This window comes from Janthinobacterium sp. 344 (assembly GCF_900112025.1).
Classification (GTDB): Bacteria; Pseudomonadota; Gammaproteobacteria; order Burkholderiales; family Burkholderiaceae_D; genus Janthinobacterium.
Window position 1 is genome coordinate 1,282,830 of the sequence record NZ_FOKL01000001.1, and the last position, 17,161, is coordinate 1,299,990.

Below are 17,161 nucleotides of genomic sequence, written 5' to 3' on the forward strand. Positions count from 1 at the left end.
CCATATTCTGATATCTTCGATAAAGGTGGTCGGCTTCCTGATTTACTATCCACACGATCTACGTCAAATTCCATCGGCATAACACTAGATATCCATTTTATTAAAAACAAACTGAGGTAGATGACGGATAATCATCATGATTAAAGCCCATTTTCCAGGGGTATAAACAACAGGCTTACCCTGCCTCATGCCACTGACAATTTGCTGCGCCACCTGTTCGACGCTGGCCAGTTTGCCCCCATCCTGTTTTAAATGCGCCGTCATCGGCGTATCTGTTGGCCCTGGCTTAATCAGTACAATTTTGACAGCACTACCTGCGAGCCGATGTTGCAAACCTTGAGCGTAGCGGGTCACCAGTCCTTTTGCGGCGCCGTACACATAGTTGGACTTGCGACCACGATCGCCGGCAACCGAACCGATCAGCCCCAAAGTGCCACGATCGGCCTTCTCCATGTGCCGTACAAACGCCTCAGCAAACAGGACTGGGGAAACTCCATTAACCATGAGCGCCTCCTGATTGGCATCCAGATGCTGCTGACAGGCAACTTGGTCAGGCAATGAACCATGGGCGATGAGCACCACGTCGACAGGTGCCTCGGCACAAATCGCATCAACCTGGCGAGCAATCGCCAAAGGATCGGCGAAATCAGCTTGCAATGCGTGTACCTGCGCGCGCGGACTGCGAACACGTAAATCAGCGGCAACACGCTCGGTCTTTTCGAGGCTGCGTCCCAGCAGCGTCACATCGCACAGCGCCTCTTTTAGCCACAATCGGGCACAATGTTCTGCCATGGAGGACGTGGCACCAACAATAACAATTTTTTTTATTTGGTCAGACATTTAGTTTCCCATGAGGCGTCGCGACATTGCCGAGCTAATGCCAGCGTCGCGGAAAGGTAAGAATTCATTGAGGCGTGGATAGCCGGCTTCGAACAGATCCCGTGGCATGCGCGCATCCTTGGCCATGTAAAGTCGGCCACCAGCCTCACGGACAATCGCGTCGAGCCTTTCAAACAGCTTGAGCGTGCGCGCACCATGATTGGGAAAGTCCAGCGCCAGCGTCACGCCAGGCTGGGGAAAACTCAGCATGCCAACCGCCTGACGTTCGCCGAAGGTTTTCAGCACGGCGAGGAACGAACCGTCACCGGCATTGGCAATCGCCTTCAACATGGCAGAGATGGCATCCTGGCCAACGCTACGCGGTACAACACTCTGATACTGATAAAAGCCACGTGGTCCATACATGCGATTCCACTCAAGCAGATTATCCAGGGGATAGTTGAAAGCCTCGTAATGGCTGAGTCCCCGGCCTGCGCGCCATTTATTCAAATGGAAGTAAGCGGTGTTGAAAATTGGTAACGACAGCTGGTTAACCAGTGAAATGGGCGGTACAAACGGCATTTTCCGTTCACGTGTACGCGGTGGCGGCCGCTCAATCAGCGAGCTCGGATTGCCACGCATAAAAATACCTCGCCCCCCGCCACCCGACATGCAATCAATCCAGGAAACCGTATGCTCCCACGCCGCTTCAGAAGAGTCTGCCAATTCGAAAAACTGCTCGATATTCGCATAAGGCACGGTTTCCGTCGCCATCCAAGGCCCGGCGACACGACGCAACTGCAATTCAACCGTAACGATAATGCCGGTCAGGCCAAGACCGCCAACGGTGGCGGCAAACCATTCAGGATTCAGTGCCGCACTGCAAGAGAGTACCGTGCCATCGGTACGCGCCAATTGCAGTGTCAGTACGTGATCGCCAAACGAGCCCGTTGCATGGTGGTTCTTTCCATGCACGTCATTGGCAATCGCACCGCCGACCGTCACCATTTGCGTACCGGGTGTGACGGGTAACATCCACCCTCGCGGTACGCTCATGCGCTGAATATCACGCAACAGGACACCTGCTTCACAGACTAGCCGGCCGTTATGCTCATCGAAAGATACAAAATGATTCAGTCCGGTAGTCTGCCAAAGCAAGCCGCCTGGATTCAGGCAAACATCGCCATAACTTCGTCCCATGCCATGGGCAAGACCCGGCCGGGAAGCCGCGATCTGCCGCGGCACATCGCTTGGCGCCATGAGTGGTACGACCCGATGCGCTGAACGCTCGAGACGGCCCCATGAGGACACATCGATCATGGTAAGCCCACCGTGCCGATTCCCATGATAATCGCAAAAATCAGGCCGGCAAGCAGACTCGCCTTATCCTTCAGCGCAAAAACGAGAGGATCATCGTGCATTTCACCGCGATGTGCCTTGATCCACACCCAACTCACCCAGAACAGCATAACTGGCACCGCGCCCCAAACCGCTTCTGGCAAACGGTATAACACAAGCACGGCATCGCTATTCAGGTACAGTGCCAGTACGACAGTGGCAGCATAACCAGAGGCGATACCCAATGTCTGTACCAGCGGCGCGTCAGAGGTAAAGTACCCACGTCCATGGACCTTCGTTTTGCCACTCAACATTTGTCCCTGCAGTTCAGCATAACGCTTCACGAATGCAAGCGACAGGAACAGGAATACCGAGAACGCCAGCAACCAGAAGGAGAGAACATGGCCAGCGGCGGCGGCACCCGCGATGATGCGCAAGGTGTACAGCACGGCGAGAGTCAGGCAATCTACCAATATCAATCTTTTCAGACCGAACGAGTACAGACAGGTCAGCACAAAGTAGACGAATAACCAGGTGAGAAATGCCTTGCCGACAAAACTGGCCAGGACGACGCTCGCTGACAATAGCAGCGGCGCTAGCAACACCCCCATCCAGACCGGCACACTACCTGCCGCGAACGGGCGCTTACATTTGCGAGGGTGCTCACGGTCGCTTTCAAGATCCAGCAAGTCATTGGCAATGTAGACGGTCGAAGCACATAAACTAAATGCAACGAAGGCGAACAGCAACGCTACCCAGGTATCGAGGTCGGAAATCTCGTGCGCGGCAAAAAGTGGAACAAACAGCAATAGGTTCTTCATCCATTGGTGCACACGCAATACCCGGCGCCATACCGAGAACCCTCGTTCAGCTGGTGGAAATTCACGCTCCACCTCACACTGGGCGGCAGCTTTTCCGGCCAGCTGGGCTGAGGCGTTAACCACGACAGCGCGACGCGCGCGAGCCCATACGGCAAGATCCGCGCTGGAATTGCCAGCATAGTCGAATCCGGCACGGCCGAAGCGTAGCTCCAGCGCTGCGGCCTTATTTCGCCCAGCCAAATTATCACCACCATTGCTCGCCATTACCTCATCAAAAATACCGAGATGGTTTGCAATCGCCGTGGCAAAGGAGCGGTCTGACGCTGTACACAATATCAATCGACGGCCAGCGGCCTTTTGCTGCTTTAGCCAGTCCAGTAACGGTAAATTATAGGGAATGGCATTCACATCGAACTTGGCACGACGTGCCAGTTGCTGCTTCAATATGGCTTTTCCCTTATATAGCCAATACGGCATATACAGCGAATCCAAGGGTTTATCCCGAAATGTCTGCAATGCAGATTCATGGAGCATGTCCGTTAAGATCAGGGTGCCATCAAGATCGACAACCAGAGGGGGTGACGTCAAAATATACTCCCGGCGCTTGCCAGAACTAAACTGGGAGAAATTTCTCTTAAAGAGTTAAACATATATTTTCTAATTTTAACTTCAAACATAAATAAAATTACTCAAAAAACCCTGCAGCCATGACGTATTCGAAAACAACTACGTCATACCGAAGCTTATGTTATTTGTTAATGTTGTGCATGGGGCTGCGGCTCAGTGACCGTTTGATACCGCGCCGAACCGCGTAGGGGATCATGGCGTTGATACGGCGCAGCGATGGATTCATGTACAGACGCCATAACACCCTCAGCAGCGCTTCACGCCAGCCATGCGACGATTCGACACCGCTGACAATTTTCTGTGGATCAATCTGGAAATCCCTTTTCTGGCCAGAGTGCGGCGTTTTCATGGCGCGTGCCACTAATTGAGGATAATCCTGAATGTAGAAGTCCGCCTTGATCGTTCCCCCGTCATATACGGGTGCAACCATCGCACCGTTGGGTAATTCCTCAACGAAATGATAGATCTGCGATAGCAGCTGTGTCGTTGGCTGCAGGTGATCGAACAGCATGGTATTGGCACGGCCGGATAAACGCTCGCGGAAGGCGCCCAAATCAGGTGCAATAATCGGCAAGCCCGAATCCAGCGCATGGCTCAACGTGTAGCTATAGGTTTCAGGCCATTGTGCCGGGAAAAAAAGCACATCAATCTGTTGCTGCGCGATCAGTTCCCGCAAGTCCGCCACAGCGTAAGGTCCAGTGGTTTCCAATACCTTCAACAACCGGTAGGAGTAGCCGATCAATTTGAACGAGACCTGCGCGCCCTCGCCCTGCGCCAGCTCCGCCAGCTCTTCCAATACATCCGCGCCCTTTTCCCGCCCAACCGCTCCCAGGACACCAATAACATGATGCGATTTCCGTTCGATATTGCGCGGCGCCCGATTAACATCGAGCGACGCTTCAATATGCGGTGCGACAACGGCATTATTTAACTGATAGACACTGGCAAACAACTCCTTGGTCGGATTACAGGGGAAAATAAGGCAGTCCGCATTTTCAATCAATGGCCGAAAACGCTGCTGCCATTCATCAACACTGATACCTGGTGGCAATGGATAGAGGGGGTTATTCTGCATCGCGGAAAAATATCCCGGATAGCACCCATTTTCCTCGGTCAAGGTCGGGTTCGCATTAAGCCAGTAATAATCATGGGCGGTGATCAGGGAGGGTACCTGTAGATCCGTCGGCAGGCCCAGCAATGTCGAATCGAGGTGATAAGTGTGGTGGAAGTGCACGGCACTCACGCCGATTGCCTTGCACAGTTCAATCAGTGCCGGATACTCCATCGGCATCGCATACATCACCTTGTCACCGTGCGGCCCAGCCCGCAAGCTGACAACCACGCTGGAACTTCCTTCCAGCGGCGCCAGAACAAGATGCGCCATGCTGTGCTCGAAGTACTGCGTCAGTTCCACGATATGTTGAGCTACCCCGCCGCCCGATGCATGCGACACATGCAACACCTTGGGCAGTGCCAGCGAGGCCAGCAGCTGCACGTAACGCTGCACGCGCGCGGCACGCAACGGGTCCTGCTTGATGAACATCTGGACATCGGCGTGGTAATTCGGATGCAGCGCGTCGAGCACGCCCATGGCCCGATCGACCAGCGCTTGTTTATCCGTCGAAAAACTAACGCCGCCCTCATGGTAGGCGTACATATTTGGCGACAGGACGTTCAGCCAGCCCGCCTTCAGCGCACGCTGGCACAGGTCATTTTCTTCGCCATAGCCCCGGCCAAATTTTTCCGTATCCAGATAGCCGATCTGATCCAGGCAGGCACGACGGATGTACATGCAAAAGCCAATCCCCGTGGGGGCAGCGACACAGGGCAGCTTCGATTGCCGAAAGACGGCATCAATGGTGTTTACATCAAGATTGAACGGCTGCGGATTCTCTTCGAGAAAGTTCGGAAAGCTGCATATGGTTGCATTATTTGAAAATGGCGTTACCGTGGCAATGTCCGGGCGCGCATATGCCTCCTCGACAAGGCGAGCCAGCCAGTTATGCGGCACCATGACATCACTATTGAGCAGTACCACATCCTGCCCGGAAAAATGTGCAAGTCCGCGGTTGACTGTTCCGACGAAGCCAAGGTTGGCGGGATTTTGCAGCACCTCGAAACGGCCTGGCCATACTTCGACCAACGCCTCGAGCATGGCTTGCATACCTGCATCAGGACTACCGTCATTGATTGCCAACAGCATCGCGTTGTCAACCGCCAGAATAGCCGGCATCGCCGCTTCAATACAGCGCCGCGTCATTTCTATACCGCGATACACGGGCAGGATGACCGACACACTATGCGTTGGCGAGATAGGCTGCGGAATCACTAACGAGGTGTCAATCACCGGCGTTCCCGCTGCTGGTATACCGCCGGGCGCAGTCGCGACAGTGGCATTCTGCTTCGCCATCCTTTTGCGGAAAGGATCCATTGCAGCGGAGAAATCACCGCGAAGTACCCGACCAATCCAGCGGTATGGCTTGGTCATTTTCCATGAGCGTGATGCGATGATGTCAGATAGGGACATCTCACATTGCTCGAGGCGCGCGCGCAGGTGTTGCGCCTGCGCCTCGAGGTTAAGGACATGTTGCTGCTGACCCTCGATAGCCTGCTGCTGACCTTCAATAGCCTGCCGCTGGCCCTCGATAGCCTGCTGCTGCGCCACAATGGTCGCCTCGTGATGAACAATAGTTGCCTCGTGCTGCACAATTGTCGCATCACGTTCCTGGATCATCTGAGCATGTACCGCGATATCAGCTTCAAGTTCGCCACTCTTGGTGTCACGCTGAGCAAGCATCGATGCGTACTCGCTGATAGTCGCTTCTCGCTGGCCAATGGCCCAACGCAGATGAATCACTTCATCCGCGCGCTCCGCAGCAAGTTCACTTGGTGTGTACATTGGCAACAGTTTGTCCATCTCCCAGTCCCTGAACAGCTTCGCGGGACGGCCTGTGATGGTCTGCTGAATACTCGACTCAAGAGCAATATAGCGCGCAAAATCAGCCTCGTCGAGCGTCAGGCCGACCGCCGACAATGCACCGTCGATAAACTCTCTACGACTGATTCGCGCCTGCGGCGCAGGGCGCGCAAAACGGCTCACCGCCTTAATAAGCGCCAACAACGAACGGAATAACAAATGGCCAATCTCGATCGGGAGTTCAAGTTGCCACTCTTTGTCGATCAATATCGGCTGGCCATCCGGGGCAATGACGATATTTTGAGGAATGACGTCAAAAAAACGTCCCGGCACCTGCAAATGCGTTGTCAGCGAGGTGCCGGTAGCGAAGGCGCCGACCTGCACCAGTACGCCAAGATAATCCTGAAGATACTTGGCGACCTGCTGATATGACCAGCCTTCCTGCGTAATGATGTCGATGAAGTCGAGCGTAAATACCTTGCCCAACGCGTATTCATCCTGGGCAGCCACAGCGAAGCGGACTTCGGACGATGCAGGAGCATCGTCCTCAGTCTTGCCAAGGCGCCGATACAGTACTTGCACCGGTGCACCGCCCACGCGGACAAAACGGGTTTCCTTGCAATACGCAGGAATCCGGTCGACACTATAATGAAATGCCAGCGTATCGCCAGCCACGCTGGCGCGCGGTGCAGGCGAGGCAGCGATGAGGAAGGAATTGCTGATATCCATCCCCAGGCCGTTGGCGATCATTTGCGGAAAGGCCAGCTCAAGCGAAAAATTACACTCCGATGGCAATTGGGGATCACGCAAGGCGCTCTGCCAGGCCAGGGCCGCAGCATCAAACTGCGGATCGGCGAAGCCGGATTCGGTCACGATAGACACAGGTAACTTGTAGTCGGGGAACGGGGCCAGAAACTCTGCCGTGGAAAAACCAGCCTGCCTGAGCAAATCGGTCAGAACCTGACGACCAAATGTATGCGGCTGATCATCACGATAACGGCCTTCGATGCCAATCATCGGTCGTCCCAGATGGTCCTCCGGTGCGCCGGCAAAATACTTCAAGCCCAGCTGATTTTCTATCGCGATAATCAGTTGTCCGCCAGGTTTCAACAATGCGCGCACACGCGCCAGCATGGTCAAGGTAGGGTGCTCGCCACCCGTGAACAAATTGGCATACTCTAGGACACCAATCAAGGTGATCACGTCGAACTGGTACTCGCATTTGAACTGATCGAACTTTTCACTGAGTACGGTGACATTATCGAGTTCGCGAGTACGCGAACGGGCGATGGCCGCACGCCGCGGGCTTCCCTCCAGCGCCAGCACGCGCGCCCCGGACTCGCCAAGGTAACGCGTGATGGCCCCACATCCGGCGCCGATCTCGAGCACATCAGCGTCCTGTAGTGTGCTTTCGAAGGGACGCATCAGGTTGGCGCGGGTTCCGCTCAAGTGATATACAGATGGCCAATCGATGCAATGCTGACGCAATTGCGTCGACAACACGGAAACGTCAGTTACCTCTCGAATGGCACGCGCGATGCGTTGCTCCACCTCGTCGCCATCGCTGTAGGCGATGCCTGCATAGTTCGGGTCGCGCCAGACCTGCTGCGCCGTATCCAATACATATCCTGCCCGTTCAACTAACGCCTTCATGCAACAACCTCTTTTGCCATCATATTAAGTTCCAGATCGACCAAGCCAAACAGCACAGAATTTGGCCCTACTTGCAAATGTATCGAATCATAGCGGCGGTCATGGGGCACGGCTTCCTCCCCCTCCTTGGACGCGATACCCAGCGAAATAAAATAATCGCCCGGCGCCAGCCGGCAAATGAAAGCGGCATCGGCCTGTATCACCGATCCCGCGCGGCCCACCTCATGGAAGGAAGCGCACTCCAACGTCTCCGAGTTCACGCCGTAAATCGTGACGCCTTCCTTGGTTTTGATCGTGATACCCAGGATAGGACGATAAAAGCTGGTATGAAACTTCACCGATACTGACAAGCTGATACGCTGCCCCGTACTTACCACTGCGGGATAAGGCACGCCATCTGCCGCCACATAGAAATCCAGGATGGAGGCCGTGCCGTCACCCCAACGGTATTCGTGCGGGTTGTAGCCTGGACGCGATGCAAACACATCCTCAAGGTGACTTAGTCCGTGCTCGGTCGTATCGAGCAGCGTTGGCGCCTGGCGTGCAGCAGCGGCGCTGTCTTCCGGCAAGGCCTGCTTTTCTTTGCCAAAGAGCAAATCCAGATAACGATTGACCACTTGCTTGGGCGCGCCACTCTCCAGCTGCACTCCTTGGTTAAGCAAGATGGCGCTGGTGCAGTGCGTGACAATCTGTTCGCTGGAATGGGTCACCAGCAAAATGCTGGTACCGTTATCCTTCAACTGGCGCAAGCGCTCGAAGCACTTGGCCTGAAATTTCGCATCACCGACCGACAATGCTTCATCGACAATCAAGATATCCGGATCGATCTGTGACTGCACCGCAAATGCCAGACGCACCGTCATGCCACTCGAATACGTCTTGATGGGCTGGTTCATGAAGTCGCCAATATCGGCAAACGCGGCAATGCGGTCGAAGCGCTCGTCGATCTCGCGCTCGGTCAAGCCCAGCACGGTGGCGTTCAGATAGACGTTCTCTCTACCGGTAAATTCCGGATTGAATCCTGAGCCCAGTTCAAGCATCGCCGCGATACGCCCGCGCGTCTCGATCTGGCCGCTGGTGGGCGACAAAGTACCGCAAATTATCTGCAGCAAGGTCGACTTACCCGATCCATTGCGCCCGATGATACCAACGGTCTCTCCTTTTTTTACCGTGAAATTAATGTCACGTAAGGCCCAAAATTCACGAAAGTACTGTTTCGACACACCGCGGTCACGCTGCAGGCGTGGCAGGATAAATTGTTTCAGGCGGTCGCGCGGCGTATCATAAATTTCATAGCGCTTGCTCAGCTGGCTGACGCGGATCATCGTATCGTCAGAGGACATCGGCAAACCCTTTTCTCGTTTTTTGAAACCAGGCAAAACCTGCCCAAGCAATAACAACAGCTACCGCCATATACAAGCCCAAACCTGGCCAGCTTGGCATCTTTCCCCAAATCAATACGTCACGCGCCTGCTCGATGATGAAAGTCAGAGGGTTGGCCATGATGTAACCGCGAAATGCTTCAGGTACGGCAGTCACCGGATAAAAAACGGGAGCAAGAAACATCATCAAGGTAGTAAGAATAATAATTGTCTGGCCGACATCGCGCAAAAATACCCCCAGCGATGCAAGTATCCAGGCCAGCCCGGTGGTCAACACCACAAGGGGCAGCAAAACCACTGGCAAAAAAACGATCGTCCATGGTAAATAACCATTAAACAGGGCAAATGCAGCCAGTAGCACGCAAATACTGACAAGGCCGTGGAACAGGGTTGCCCCCATCGTAACAATCGGCATGATCTCGATGGGAAAAACCACCTTCTTGACATAATTCACATTCGACAAGATCAATCCAGGTGCGCGGTTCAGCACTTCACTGAACAGGTTCAGCACAATCATGCCCACAAACAGGAGCAAGGCAAACTGAGTCTTGCTTTCACTGCCGTTCATGCCGCCCCAGCGCGATTTGAAAATTTCAGAAAAAACAAAAGTATAGACAAGCAACAGCAATACGGGATTGAAAAATGACCAGGCCAGCCCCATTGCGGAGCCTTGATAGCGGCCGACGACATCGCGCTTCGTCAATTGCCAGATCAAACGCCGATTACGCCACAAGCTCGATACGAGGGCGGCAGGGGAAACAGGCTGTTCGGCATGGGGGTTGGTCACATTGGCGTTGATGCTCATGCAAAGCACTCCGCATCTCGCAGCAGCTTTCCTTGCTGGTCTTTGGCGGACAGGATGGGCGCACCATCGAGCGGCCAGACGATGCCCACCTGTGCATCATTCCACAGCAGACTGCGCTCAAACTCTGGCGCCCAGTAGTCGGTGGTTTTATATAAAAACTCAGCACTGTCGGACAATACCAGGAAACCATGTGCGAAACCTTCTGGTATCCAGAACATGCGCTTGTTCTCAGCAGACAATTCGACACCGACATGCTGGCCAAACGTCGGCGAACTGGCACGCATATCGACAGCGACATCAAAGACACGGCCTTGCACCACGCGCACCAGTTTGCCTTGCGGGCACTGAATCTGATAATGCAAACCGCGCAACACATTTTTGGCGGATCGACTATGATTGTCCTGCACGAAATCCACGTCCAGTCCTGTCAATGCATTAAATTGACGTTGGTTGAAGCTTTCGTAGAAGAAACCGCGCTCGTCGCCGAACACTGTGGGCTCGATAATCAGCAGCCCATCGATGGCTGTATCAATGCGCTTCATGAGACTGGCCTTTCCTTCAGCAGACGCAACAAGTACTGACCGTAAGCATTTTTCAACAGCGGCTGTGCCAGGAGAGACAGTTGTTCCGCATTGATAAAGCCCTTGCGATACGCAATCTCTTCTGGACAAGCTACTTTTAGACCCTGGCGATGTTCAATCGTCTGGATAAAGTTACTCGCTTCCAACAGGCTGTCGTGCGTGCCAGTATCGAGCCACGCAAAGCCGCGGCCCATCATAGTCACATTCAATTGCTCTTTTTCCAGATAAATCCGGTTTACGTCCGTAATTTCCAGCTCGCCCCGCGCCGATGGCTTCAGGCTTGCCGCAATATCGACTACTTGATTGTCATAGAAATACAAGCCCGTGACAGCATAATTACTTTTCGGCTGCGAAGGTTTTTCCTCCAGGCTGATGGCCTTGCCCGCCGCATCGAAATCCACGACGCCGTAACGTTCAGGGTCTTGTACGTGATAGGCAAAAACCGTGGCCCCATCGCTGCGCTGGGAAGCTGCTTTTAATTGCACAGGTAAATCATGGCCGTAGAAGATGTTATCGCCTAATACCAAGGCACTCGGTGCCCCAGCCAGGAAATCTTTCGCAATAATAAACGCTTGCGCCAAACCATCCGGCGTCGGCTGGACCGCATATTGCAGGTTCAACCCCCAAGCACTGCCATCGCCAAGCAATTGCGCAAAACGCGGCGTGTCCTGTGGCGTAGAAATAATCAAAATGTCCCGTATCCCTGCCAGCATCAGCGTTGTCAGAGGATAGTAAATCATCGGCTTGTCGTAGATAGGCAGCAACTGCTTGGATACCGCCGTAGTGACCGGATACAGGCGGGTACCGGAGCCACCGGCAAGGATAATACCTTTACGTTCAATCATGATCATTTCTCAAAATTTTCCGTCAGCATGCGCAAAACACCCGTCTGCCAGGTGGGTAACGTCAATGCGAACGTGAGTTGCAGTTTTTGGGTATCCAGTCGCGAATTCTTGGGGCGCGCGGCAGCGGTCGGAAAGGCTGCCGACGCGACTGGCTGAATGTCCTGCTGGGCGACCAGCACGGGCAAGCCGGCCTCGCGCGCCTGCGCAATGACGAAACTGGCATATCCATGCCATGATGTCTGGCCGGCTGCGGCCAAATGGTAGATGCCGCTCAGTTGAGCGCCTCCCTGCCAGCGGGCGATCGCTTGCGCAGTAACGTCGGCGAGTAAATCGGCGCCGGTAGGAGCACCGATCTGATCATCAATGACCGATAACGTGGTGCGCTCACAGGCGAGACGCAGCATGGTCTTTGCAAAATTACCACCCCGCCCGGCATAAACCCAGCTGGTCCGGAAAATCAGATACTGACAAGCACTCGCCGCTATCGCCTGCTCGCCTTCCAGCTTCGTGCGGCCATATACATTGAGTGGATTGACGGCGTCCGTCTCACGCCACGCCTGCTCGCCGCTGCCATCAAACACATAATCGGTAGAATAATGAATGAGCAAGGCGCCGATGCGTGCAGCCTCCCGCGCCAACACGGCAGGCGCTAACCCATTGATGGTGCGACAATCCTCACTATCGGTCTCGGCCTTGTCGACGGCCGTATAAGCTGCGGCGTTGACGATCACATCAGGGGCGACAGCCCTGATGGTTGCGGCCAGGCCTTCCAAGTTCAGGAAATCACCGCACAGTGGCGCACTTCGGGAACCGAGCGCAACTACCTCCCCAAGACATGCCAGGCTACGTTGTAGCTCCCAGCCGACCTGCCCATTCATGCCGAACAAAAGAATTTTCATACCTTTCGCTCCGCATAATTTTTTTCAAGCCAGTCACGGTACGAACCGGATTGCACATTCGACACCCATTCCTGGTTGTCCAGATACCACTGAACTGTCTTGCGAATACCGCTATCAAAGGTTTCCGCCGGTTTCCAGCCCAGCTCTCTCTCGATCTTGCTAGCATCGATTGCATAACGGCGGTCGTGCCCAGGACGATCTGCAACGTAGACGATCTGCTCGCTGTAACTAAGCATGTCGGCGCGGGGACGCAGGCTATCGAGTAACGCACAAATAGTCTGCACGATCTCCACATTCGGCTTTTCGTTCCAACCACCGATGTTATACACCTCGCCCAGGCGACCGGACTCGAGCACTCGGCGAATTGCACTGCAATGATCTTTCACAAACAGCCAATCGCGAATTTGTTGTCCATCTCCATACACCGGCAGATGTTTGCCTGCCAGCGCATTGACTATCATCAGCGGAATCAACTTCTCTGGAAAATGATAAGGGCCATAGTTATTCGAGCAATTGGTCGTCAGGACTGGCAGTCCATACGTGTGGTGATATGCACGCACGAGGTGATCGCTTGCAGCCTTGCTGGCCGAATAAGGGCTATTCGGCTCATAACGATGCGTTTCGGTAAACGCCGGCTCAGCGGCGCTCAGGGAACCATACACTTCATCAGTCGATACGTGCAGGAAACGGAACGCCGCCTGCTCTGCGGCGGGAAGCGCGCTCCAAAAAGCGCGTACGGCCTCCAGCAACTGGAAAGTGCCAACAATGTTTGTCTGGATAAACTCGCCCGGCCCAAGAATAGAACGGTCAACATGACTTTCTGCAGCAAAATTAATGACTGCACGTGGTTCAAATTGCTTAAGCAACGATGCCAGCAAGTCAGCATCAGCGATATCTCCGTGAACGAAATGATGCCGGGCATCTCCTTCCAAGCTAGCCAGATTGCCGAGATTTCCCGCATAGGTCAGGCTATCCAGAATAATGACTTTTTCGTCGGATACCGCCAACCAATCGAGTACAAAATTACTCCCAATAAATCCTGCACCACCAGTTACAAGTATGCTCATGATTAAATCTTTTTAAAAATTGCAGCAACGAATAAACCCACATTACCACCAAACGTTTGCCGATAAATTCCCGCTTTTTTCAATCCTATGAGACGCGGCAACAACCATTTCTTACGAGCATTTGAAAACAAATCAAGCACCTGTTGATTTTCAGGCGTCAAATGCGTCCGAATACGATGTAAAGAAATAATATTGCGATCATTCCAGTCCCTGAACCACCCTTTCCCCAGCCGAGTGATACGGTCGAGCTTTGCGCGCCAGTCCAAGTTTGTGCCAACCAGGTTCCCCCCATGCTGGCGGTAGCGCAACGATGGATAAGGGTCATAAAACACCTTGCCACCGCAACCGCTCACGATCATATACGCCCATGAATCATGCGATACGACCTCGACGTCAGGGCCGGCTTCGCATAGTAGTTTTCGAGCGGCATGATTAAAGACCATGGTATTTCCGCCACCGATGCTTTGCATCAATGCATTGGCAAAGCTGGCCGGCTTGCTAAAGCACGCTGACAAGCCGATTTCCTGGTTGGCCTCATCCACCAGACGGGTACGCGAGCAATATAGCGCTGGTACCTCGGCAGGCACGCGCTCAAGACAGTCCAGTGCACGCTGCAACTTGTCGGCCTCCCATATATCATCCTGATCGCACCAGGCGTAATATCCCGCCTGGATGGATTGATCGCAAGTAAGGGATAGAAAATTTCTCGCAAAGCCCAACGCAGGGCCATGCTGAACGAACAAACGTTCACACTCCCATTTACGCTGATAAGCTTCAAGGATAATGTGCGTGTCGTCCTGAGATCCATCATCAGATGCCCAAATTTTCCAGTTATGAAAAGTTTGCGCTTCGATCGAATCAAGCTGATCCGCTAAAAAATGTTGCCCATGAAAAGTACAAAGGAGGATCGCGACACTGCAAGGATCCGGGGTATCGATGGTAGCCGCAGAAATTTCGCGCGCGACGGTGCCGGCACAATAGTCGTCCAAGCGTCGCACATCAGTATTGCTCGCATTAAATTTATGCTCAGCATTTTTGCAAAGTTTTACCAACGAGCCTCCACCTTGAATATTCCCACAGTTGGCATGTCAAAGTACTTTGCCAACAAAGGAAAGGGCAGATGTTTAGCGCTTATAGCCGATCACACCATGCACAAATAATAACCATCGCAGATTTTAACACCCGGCGACATGCCACGGCAATCTCATTCGAATGGAGAACAGCCGGCCAAAAGTGCACATAATCCAACATTTTCCTCTTAAATACAGAGGTTATTTCAACTAGTTACATTTACAAGGCGAGACGATGGGCATCGTCAGGAGGATGGGCGTGGCGAGCACAATGTACTTAATATGACAAATATCAAATACCAATCTCAGCAGGAGCGGCTTTTGCCGCCTGCTGATGGAAAGCGGGCAACGATGTGAGCAGTTAGAGATGGCGATCAACCAAGCGCTGGCATGCATTCTTGCGACATGAGGACGGACTGCAGGCAGTATATACGCACCCAACCGTTTGATCGGGCACGCACAACGCAGGCATGCAGCAGCGACATTACTGTTTGAGCAATCCACCCAGCAAGGCTGCGACCTTCTGCTTTGGCTTGGTCGTTACAGGGGTCGCACCACTGGCAACCGGTGCGACCACCTTGGCCGGCTCATACGGTTTCAGGAACCATGGGTCGGCTTTTTCGCGGCGGGCACCGGGGCCGAAGGCGGGACGGGCGCCGCGCTCGGCGGGACGCGCCGTGGCATCGCCGCCGTAGCGGCTCTCGGACGGACGTGACGGACGCACCTCGCCGCCTTCCGTACGGCGTGGCGGACGGCGCTCGCTGTCGCTGCCGCGCGCAGGGGCCGGCGCGAAGCCCGTCAGTTCGCCGCGCTTGATGCTTTGCTTGATGAGTTTTTCGATATCGGCCAGCAGGCGCTCGTCCTTGTCCGAATAGATCGAGATGGCGTCGCCCGAGGCACCGGCGCGGCCCGTGCGGCCGATACGGTGCACATAGTCTTCCGCGTTGTACGGCAAGTCGAAGTTGATGACGCAAGGCAAATCGGAAATATCCAGGCCGCGCGCCGCCACGTCGGTCGCGACCAGCACGTCGATCTCGCCCTTCTTGAACGCTTCCAGCGCCGCCATGCGTTCCTGCTGGCTCTTGTCGCCATGAATCGCGGTGGCGCTCATGCCTTCCTGTTCCAGCACGCGGGCCAGGCGCGAGGCGCCGATCTTGGTATTCGAGAACACGATGACCTGCTTCAGGTCGCGCTGGCGCAACAGATGGGCCACCAGGGCATGCTTCTGGTCTTCCGGCACCTTGTAGACCACTTGCGTGACCTTGTCGGCCGTCTGGTTGCTGCGCGCCACTTCGATCGTCAGCGGATCGTTGAGGAACGTGCCGGCCAGTTTCTTGATTTCCGGCGAGAACGTGGCCGAGAACATCAGGTTCTGGCGCTGTTTTGGCAGCAAGTTGATGATGCGCTGCAAGTCTGGCAAGAAACCCATGTCCAGCATGCGGTCGGCCTCGTCCATGACCAGCATCTGCACCTGGCTCAGGCTGATGTTTTTTTGCTCGATATGGTCGAGCAGGCGGCCCGGCGTGGCGATGACGATTTCCACGCCGCCGCGCAAGATGACGGTTTGCGGCTTCATGTCCATGCCGCCGAAGACGACGGTCGAGCGCAGTGGCGTGTGCTTGGCGTAAGCCTTCACGTTTTCGGCCACCTGCACGGCCAGTTCACGCGTCGGCGTGAGGATCAGCGCGCGCACGGGATGGCGCGCGGGCGACATGCTGCTGCTGGCATGCGCCAGCAGCAATTGAATGATCGGCAAGGAAAAACCCGCCGTCTTGCCGGTACCCGTCTGGGCGGCGCCCATCACGTCGCGGCCTTGCAGCACCACGGGAATGGCTTGTTCCTGGATCGGCGTCGGGTGGGTGTAACCCTGTTCGGTCAAGGCACGCAAAATTTCGGGTGCGAGGCCGAAATCGGCAAAACTGACGCTGGCAGCAGCAGGAACAACAGGAGCAATGGGGGTAGCGGCAGGCGCCGCTTCAGGGACAATCGCCGGGCTAGGCGTAGGAGTCGATTCAGTTTCAGACATAAATTTTCTGGTGTGCCTCCGCACTGCGGAAGCCATGCTTTCTCAATAAACAACATTTCGGGGCACTGGCAGCTCCGTTTTGCAAGCCATGGATCATCGTTCTTGCCGCACCTCTGTGCTCCGGAACATTCTGTACGGCGAGTGCGGGAGCGTCGGGGAGGTGTGCTGCGATGGCGGCGGAGATCGCGCCGGCGGAACATCGCGCGCAGAAGATACAATATCAGTGCTGTAAACGATACCCTAATTCACCGCCACTGTACACGGAAACCGTGATTTTTGAGCAAAAAGCGTTCCAGCAAGCGCCGGCCAGA

General features: G+C 54.6%; 12 protein-coding genes. All 12 read right to left on the reverse strand.

The window, feature by feature from the left end:
- Window positions 1-84: 84 nt before the first annotated feature.
- The 12 genes from BM193_RS05715 to BM193_RS05770 all read right to left on the reverse strand — a co-directional run bounded on the left by BM193_RS05715 (window position 85) and on the right by BM193_RS05770 (window position 16,850).
- Window positions 85-840, reverse strand: coding sequence for an SDR family NAD(P)-dependent oxidoreductase (locus BM193_RS05715; RefSeq protein WP_092796065.1), 756 nt, complete (start codon window positions 838-840; stop codon window positions 85-87).
- On the reverse strand, window positions 841-2,139 hold the full coding sequence (locus BM193_RS05720) for an FAD-binding oxidoreductase (RefSeq protein WP_092796067.1): 1,299 nt from the start codon (window positions 2,137-2,139) through the stop codon (window positions 841-843).
- The gene (locus BM193_RS05725; protein ID WP_092796069.1) at window positions 2,136-3,566 is read right to left on the reverse strand and encodes a UbiA family prenyltransferase; all 1,431 of its coding nucleotides are present in this window, start codon (window positions 3,564-3,566) and stop codon (window positions 2,136-2,138) included. Before BM193_RS05725 ends, BM193_RS05720 begins: the two co-directional genes overlap by 4 nt.
- 160 nt (window positions 3,567-3,726) lie before the next feature.
- Window positions 3,727-8,175: a glycosyltransferase gene (locus BM193_RS05730; RefSeq protein WP_092796072.1), complete on the reverse strand. Its 4,449-nt coding sequence runs from the start codon at window positions 8,173-8,175 to the stop codon at window positions 3,727-3,729.
- Window positions 8,172-9,518 carry an ABC transporter ATP-binding protein gene (locus BM193_RS05735; protein WP_092796074.1) on the reverse strand — a complete coding sequence of 449 codons (1,347 nt, stop codon included), beginning with the start codon at window positions 9,516-9,518 and terminating at the stop codon, window positions 8,172-8,174. The genes BM193_RS05730 and BM193_RS05735 overlap by 4 nt, the downstream gene beginning before the upstream one ends.
- Window positions 9,508-10,362, reverse strand: coding sequence for an ABC transporter permease (locus BM193_RS05740; protein WP_092796076.1), 855 nt, complete (start codon window positions 10,360-10,362; stop codon window positions 9,508-9,510). The genes BM193_RS05735 and BM193_RS05740 overlap by 11 nt, the downstream gene beginning before the upstream one ends.
- Window positions 10,359-10,904, reverse strand: a complete 546-nt coding sequence (gene rfbC / locus BM193_RS05745; protein ID WP_092796078.1) for a dTDP-4-dehydrorhamnose 3,5-epimerase — start codon at window positions 10,902-10,904, stop codon at window positions 10,359-10,361. The genes BM193_RS05740 and rfbC overlap by 4 nt, the downstream gene beginning before the upstream one ends.
- The gene (rfbA, locus tag BM193_RS05750; RefSeq protein ID WP_254785895.1) at window positions 10,901-11,791 is read right to left on the reverse strand and encodes a glucose-1-phosphate thymidylyltransferase RfbA; all 891 of its coding nucleotides are present in this window, start codon (window positions 11,789-11,791) and stop codon (window positions 10,901-10,903) included. Before rfbA ends, rfbC begins: the two co-directional genes overlap by 4 nt.
- On the reverse strand, window positions 11,791-12,687 hold the full coding sequence (rfbD, locus tag BM193_RS05755) for a dTDP-4-dehydrorhamnose reductase (protein WP_092796080.1): 897 nt from the start codon (window positions 12,685-12,687) through the stop codon (window positions 11,791-11,793). The genes rfbA and rfbD overlap by 1 nt, the downstream gene beginning before the upstream one ends.
- The gene (rfbB, locus tag BM193_RS05760) at window positions 12,684-13,754 is read right to left on the reverse strand and encodes a dTDP-glucose 4,6-dehydratase (RefSeq protein ID WP_092796082.1); all 1,071 of its coding nucleotides are present in this window, start codon (window positions 13,752-13,754) and stop codon (window positions 12,684-12,686) included. Before rfbB ends, rfbD begins: the two co-directional genes overlap by 4 nt.
- Before the next feature lie 2 nt (window positions 13,755-13,756).
- Entirely contained in the window at window positions 13,757-14,806 is a 1,050-nt protein-coding gene (locus tag BM193_RS05765) for a glycosyltransferase family 2 protein (protein WP_217638415.1), read from the reverse strand.
- 502 nt (window positions 14,807-15,308) lie between these two features.
- Window positions 15,309-16,850 carry a DEAD/DEAH box helicase gene (locus BM193_RS05770; RefSeq protein WP_092796084.1) on the reverse strand — a complete coding sequence of 514 codons (1,542 nt, stop codon included), beginning with the start codon at window positions 16,848-16,850 and terminating at the stop codon, window positions 15,309-15,311.
- Window positions 16,851-17,161 lie beyond the last annotated feature (311 nt).

Coding starts and splice junctions, on each gene's coding strand:
- rfbC (WP_092796078.1), bottom strand. CDS start 10,904: ATGAAGCGCATTGATACAGCCATCGATGGGCTGCTGATTATCGAGCCC.
- BM193_RS05735 (WP_092796074.1), bottom strand. CDS start 9,518: ATGTCCTCTGACGATACGATGATCCGCGTCAGCCAGCTGAGCAAGCGC.
- rfbD (WP_092796080.1), bottom strand. CDS start 12,687: ATGAAAATTCTTTTGTTCGGCATGAATGGGCAGGTCGGCTGGGAGCTA.
- BM193_RS05715 (WP_092796065.1), bottom strand. CDS start 840: ATGTCTGACCAAATAAAAAAAATTGTTATTGTTGGTGCCACGTCCTCC.
- BM193_RS05730 (WP_092796072.1), bottom strand. CDS start 8,175: ATGAAGGCGTTAGTTGAACGGGCAGGATATGTATTGGATACGGCGCAG.
- BM193_RS05720 (WP_092796067.1), bottom strand. CDS start 2,139: ATGATCGATGTGTCCTCATGGGGCCGTCTCGAGCGTTCAGCGCATCGG.
- BM193_RS05740 (WP_092796076.1), bottom strand. CDS start 10,362: ATGAGCATCAACGCCAATGTGACCAACCCCCATGCCGAACAGCCTGTT.
- rfbB (WP_092796082.1), bottom strand. CDS start 13,754: ATGAGCATACTTGTAACTGGTGGTGCAGGATTTATTGGGAGTAATTTT.
- BM193_RS05770 (WP_092796084.1), bottom strand. CDS start 16,850: ATGTCTGAAACTGAATCGACTCCTACGCCTAGCCCGGCGATTGTCCCT.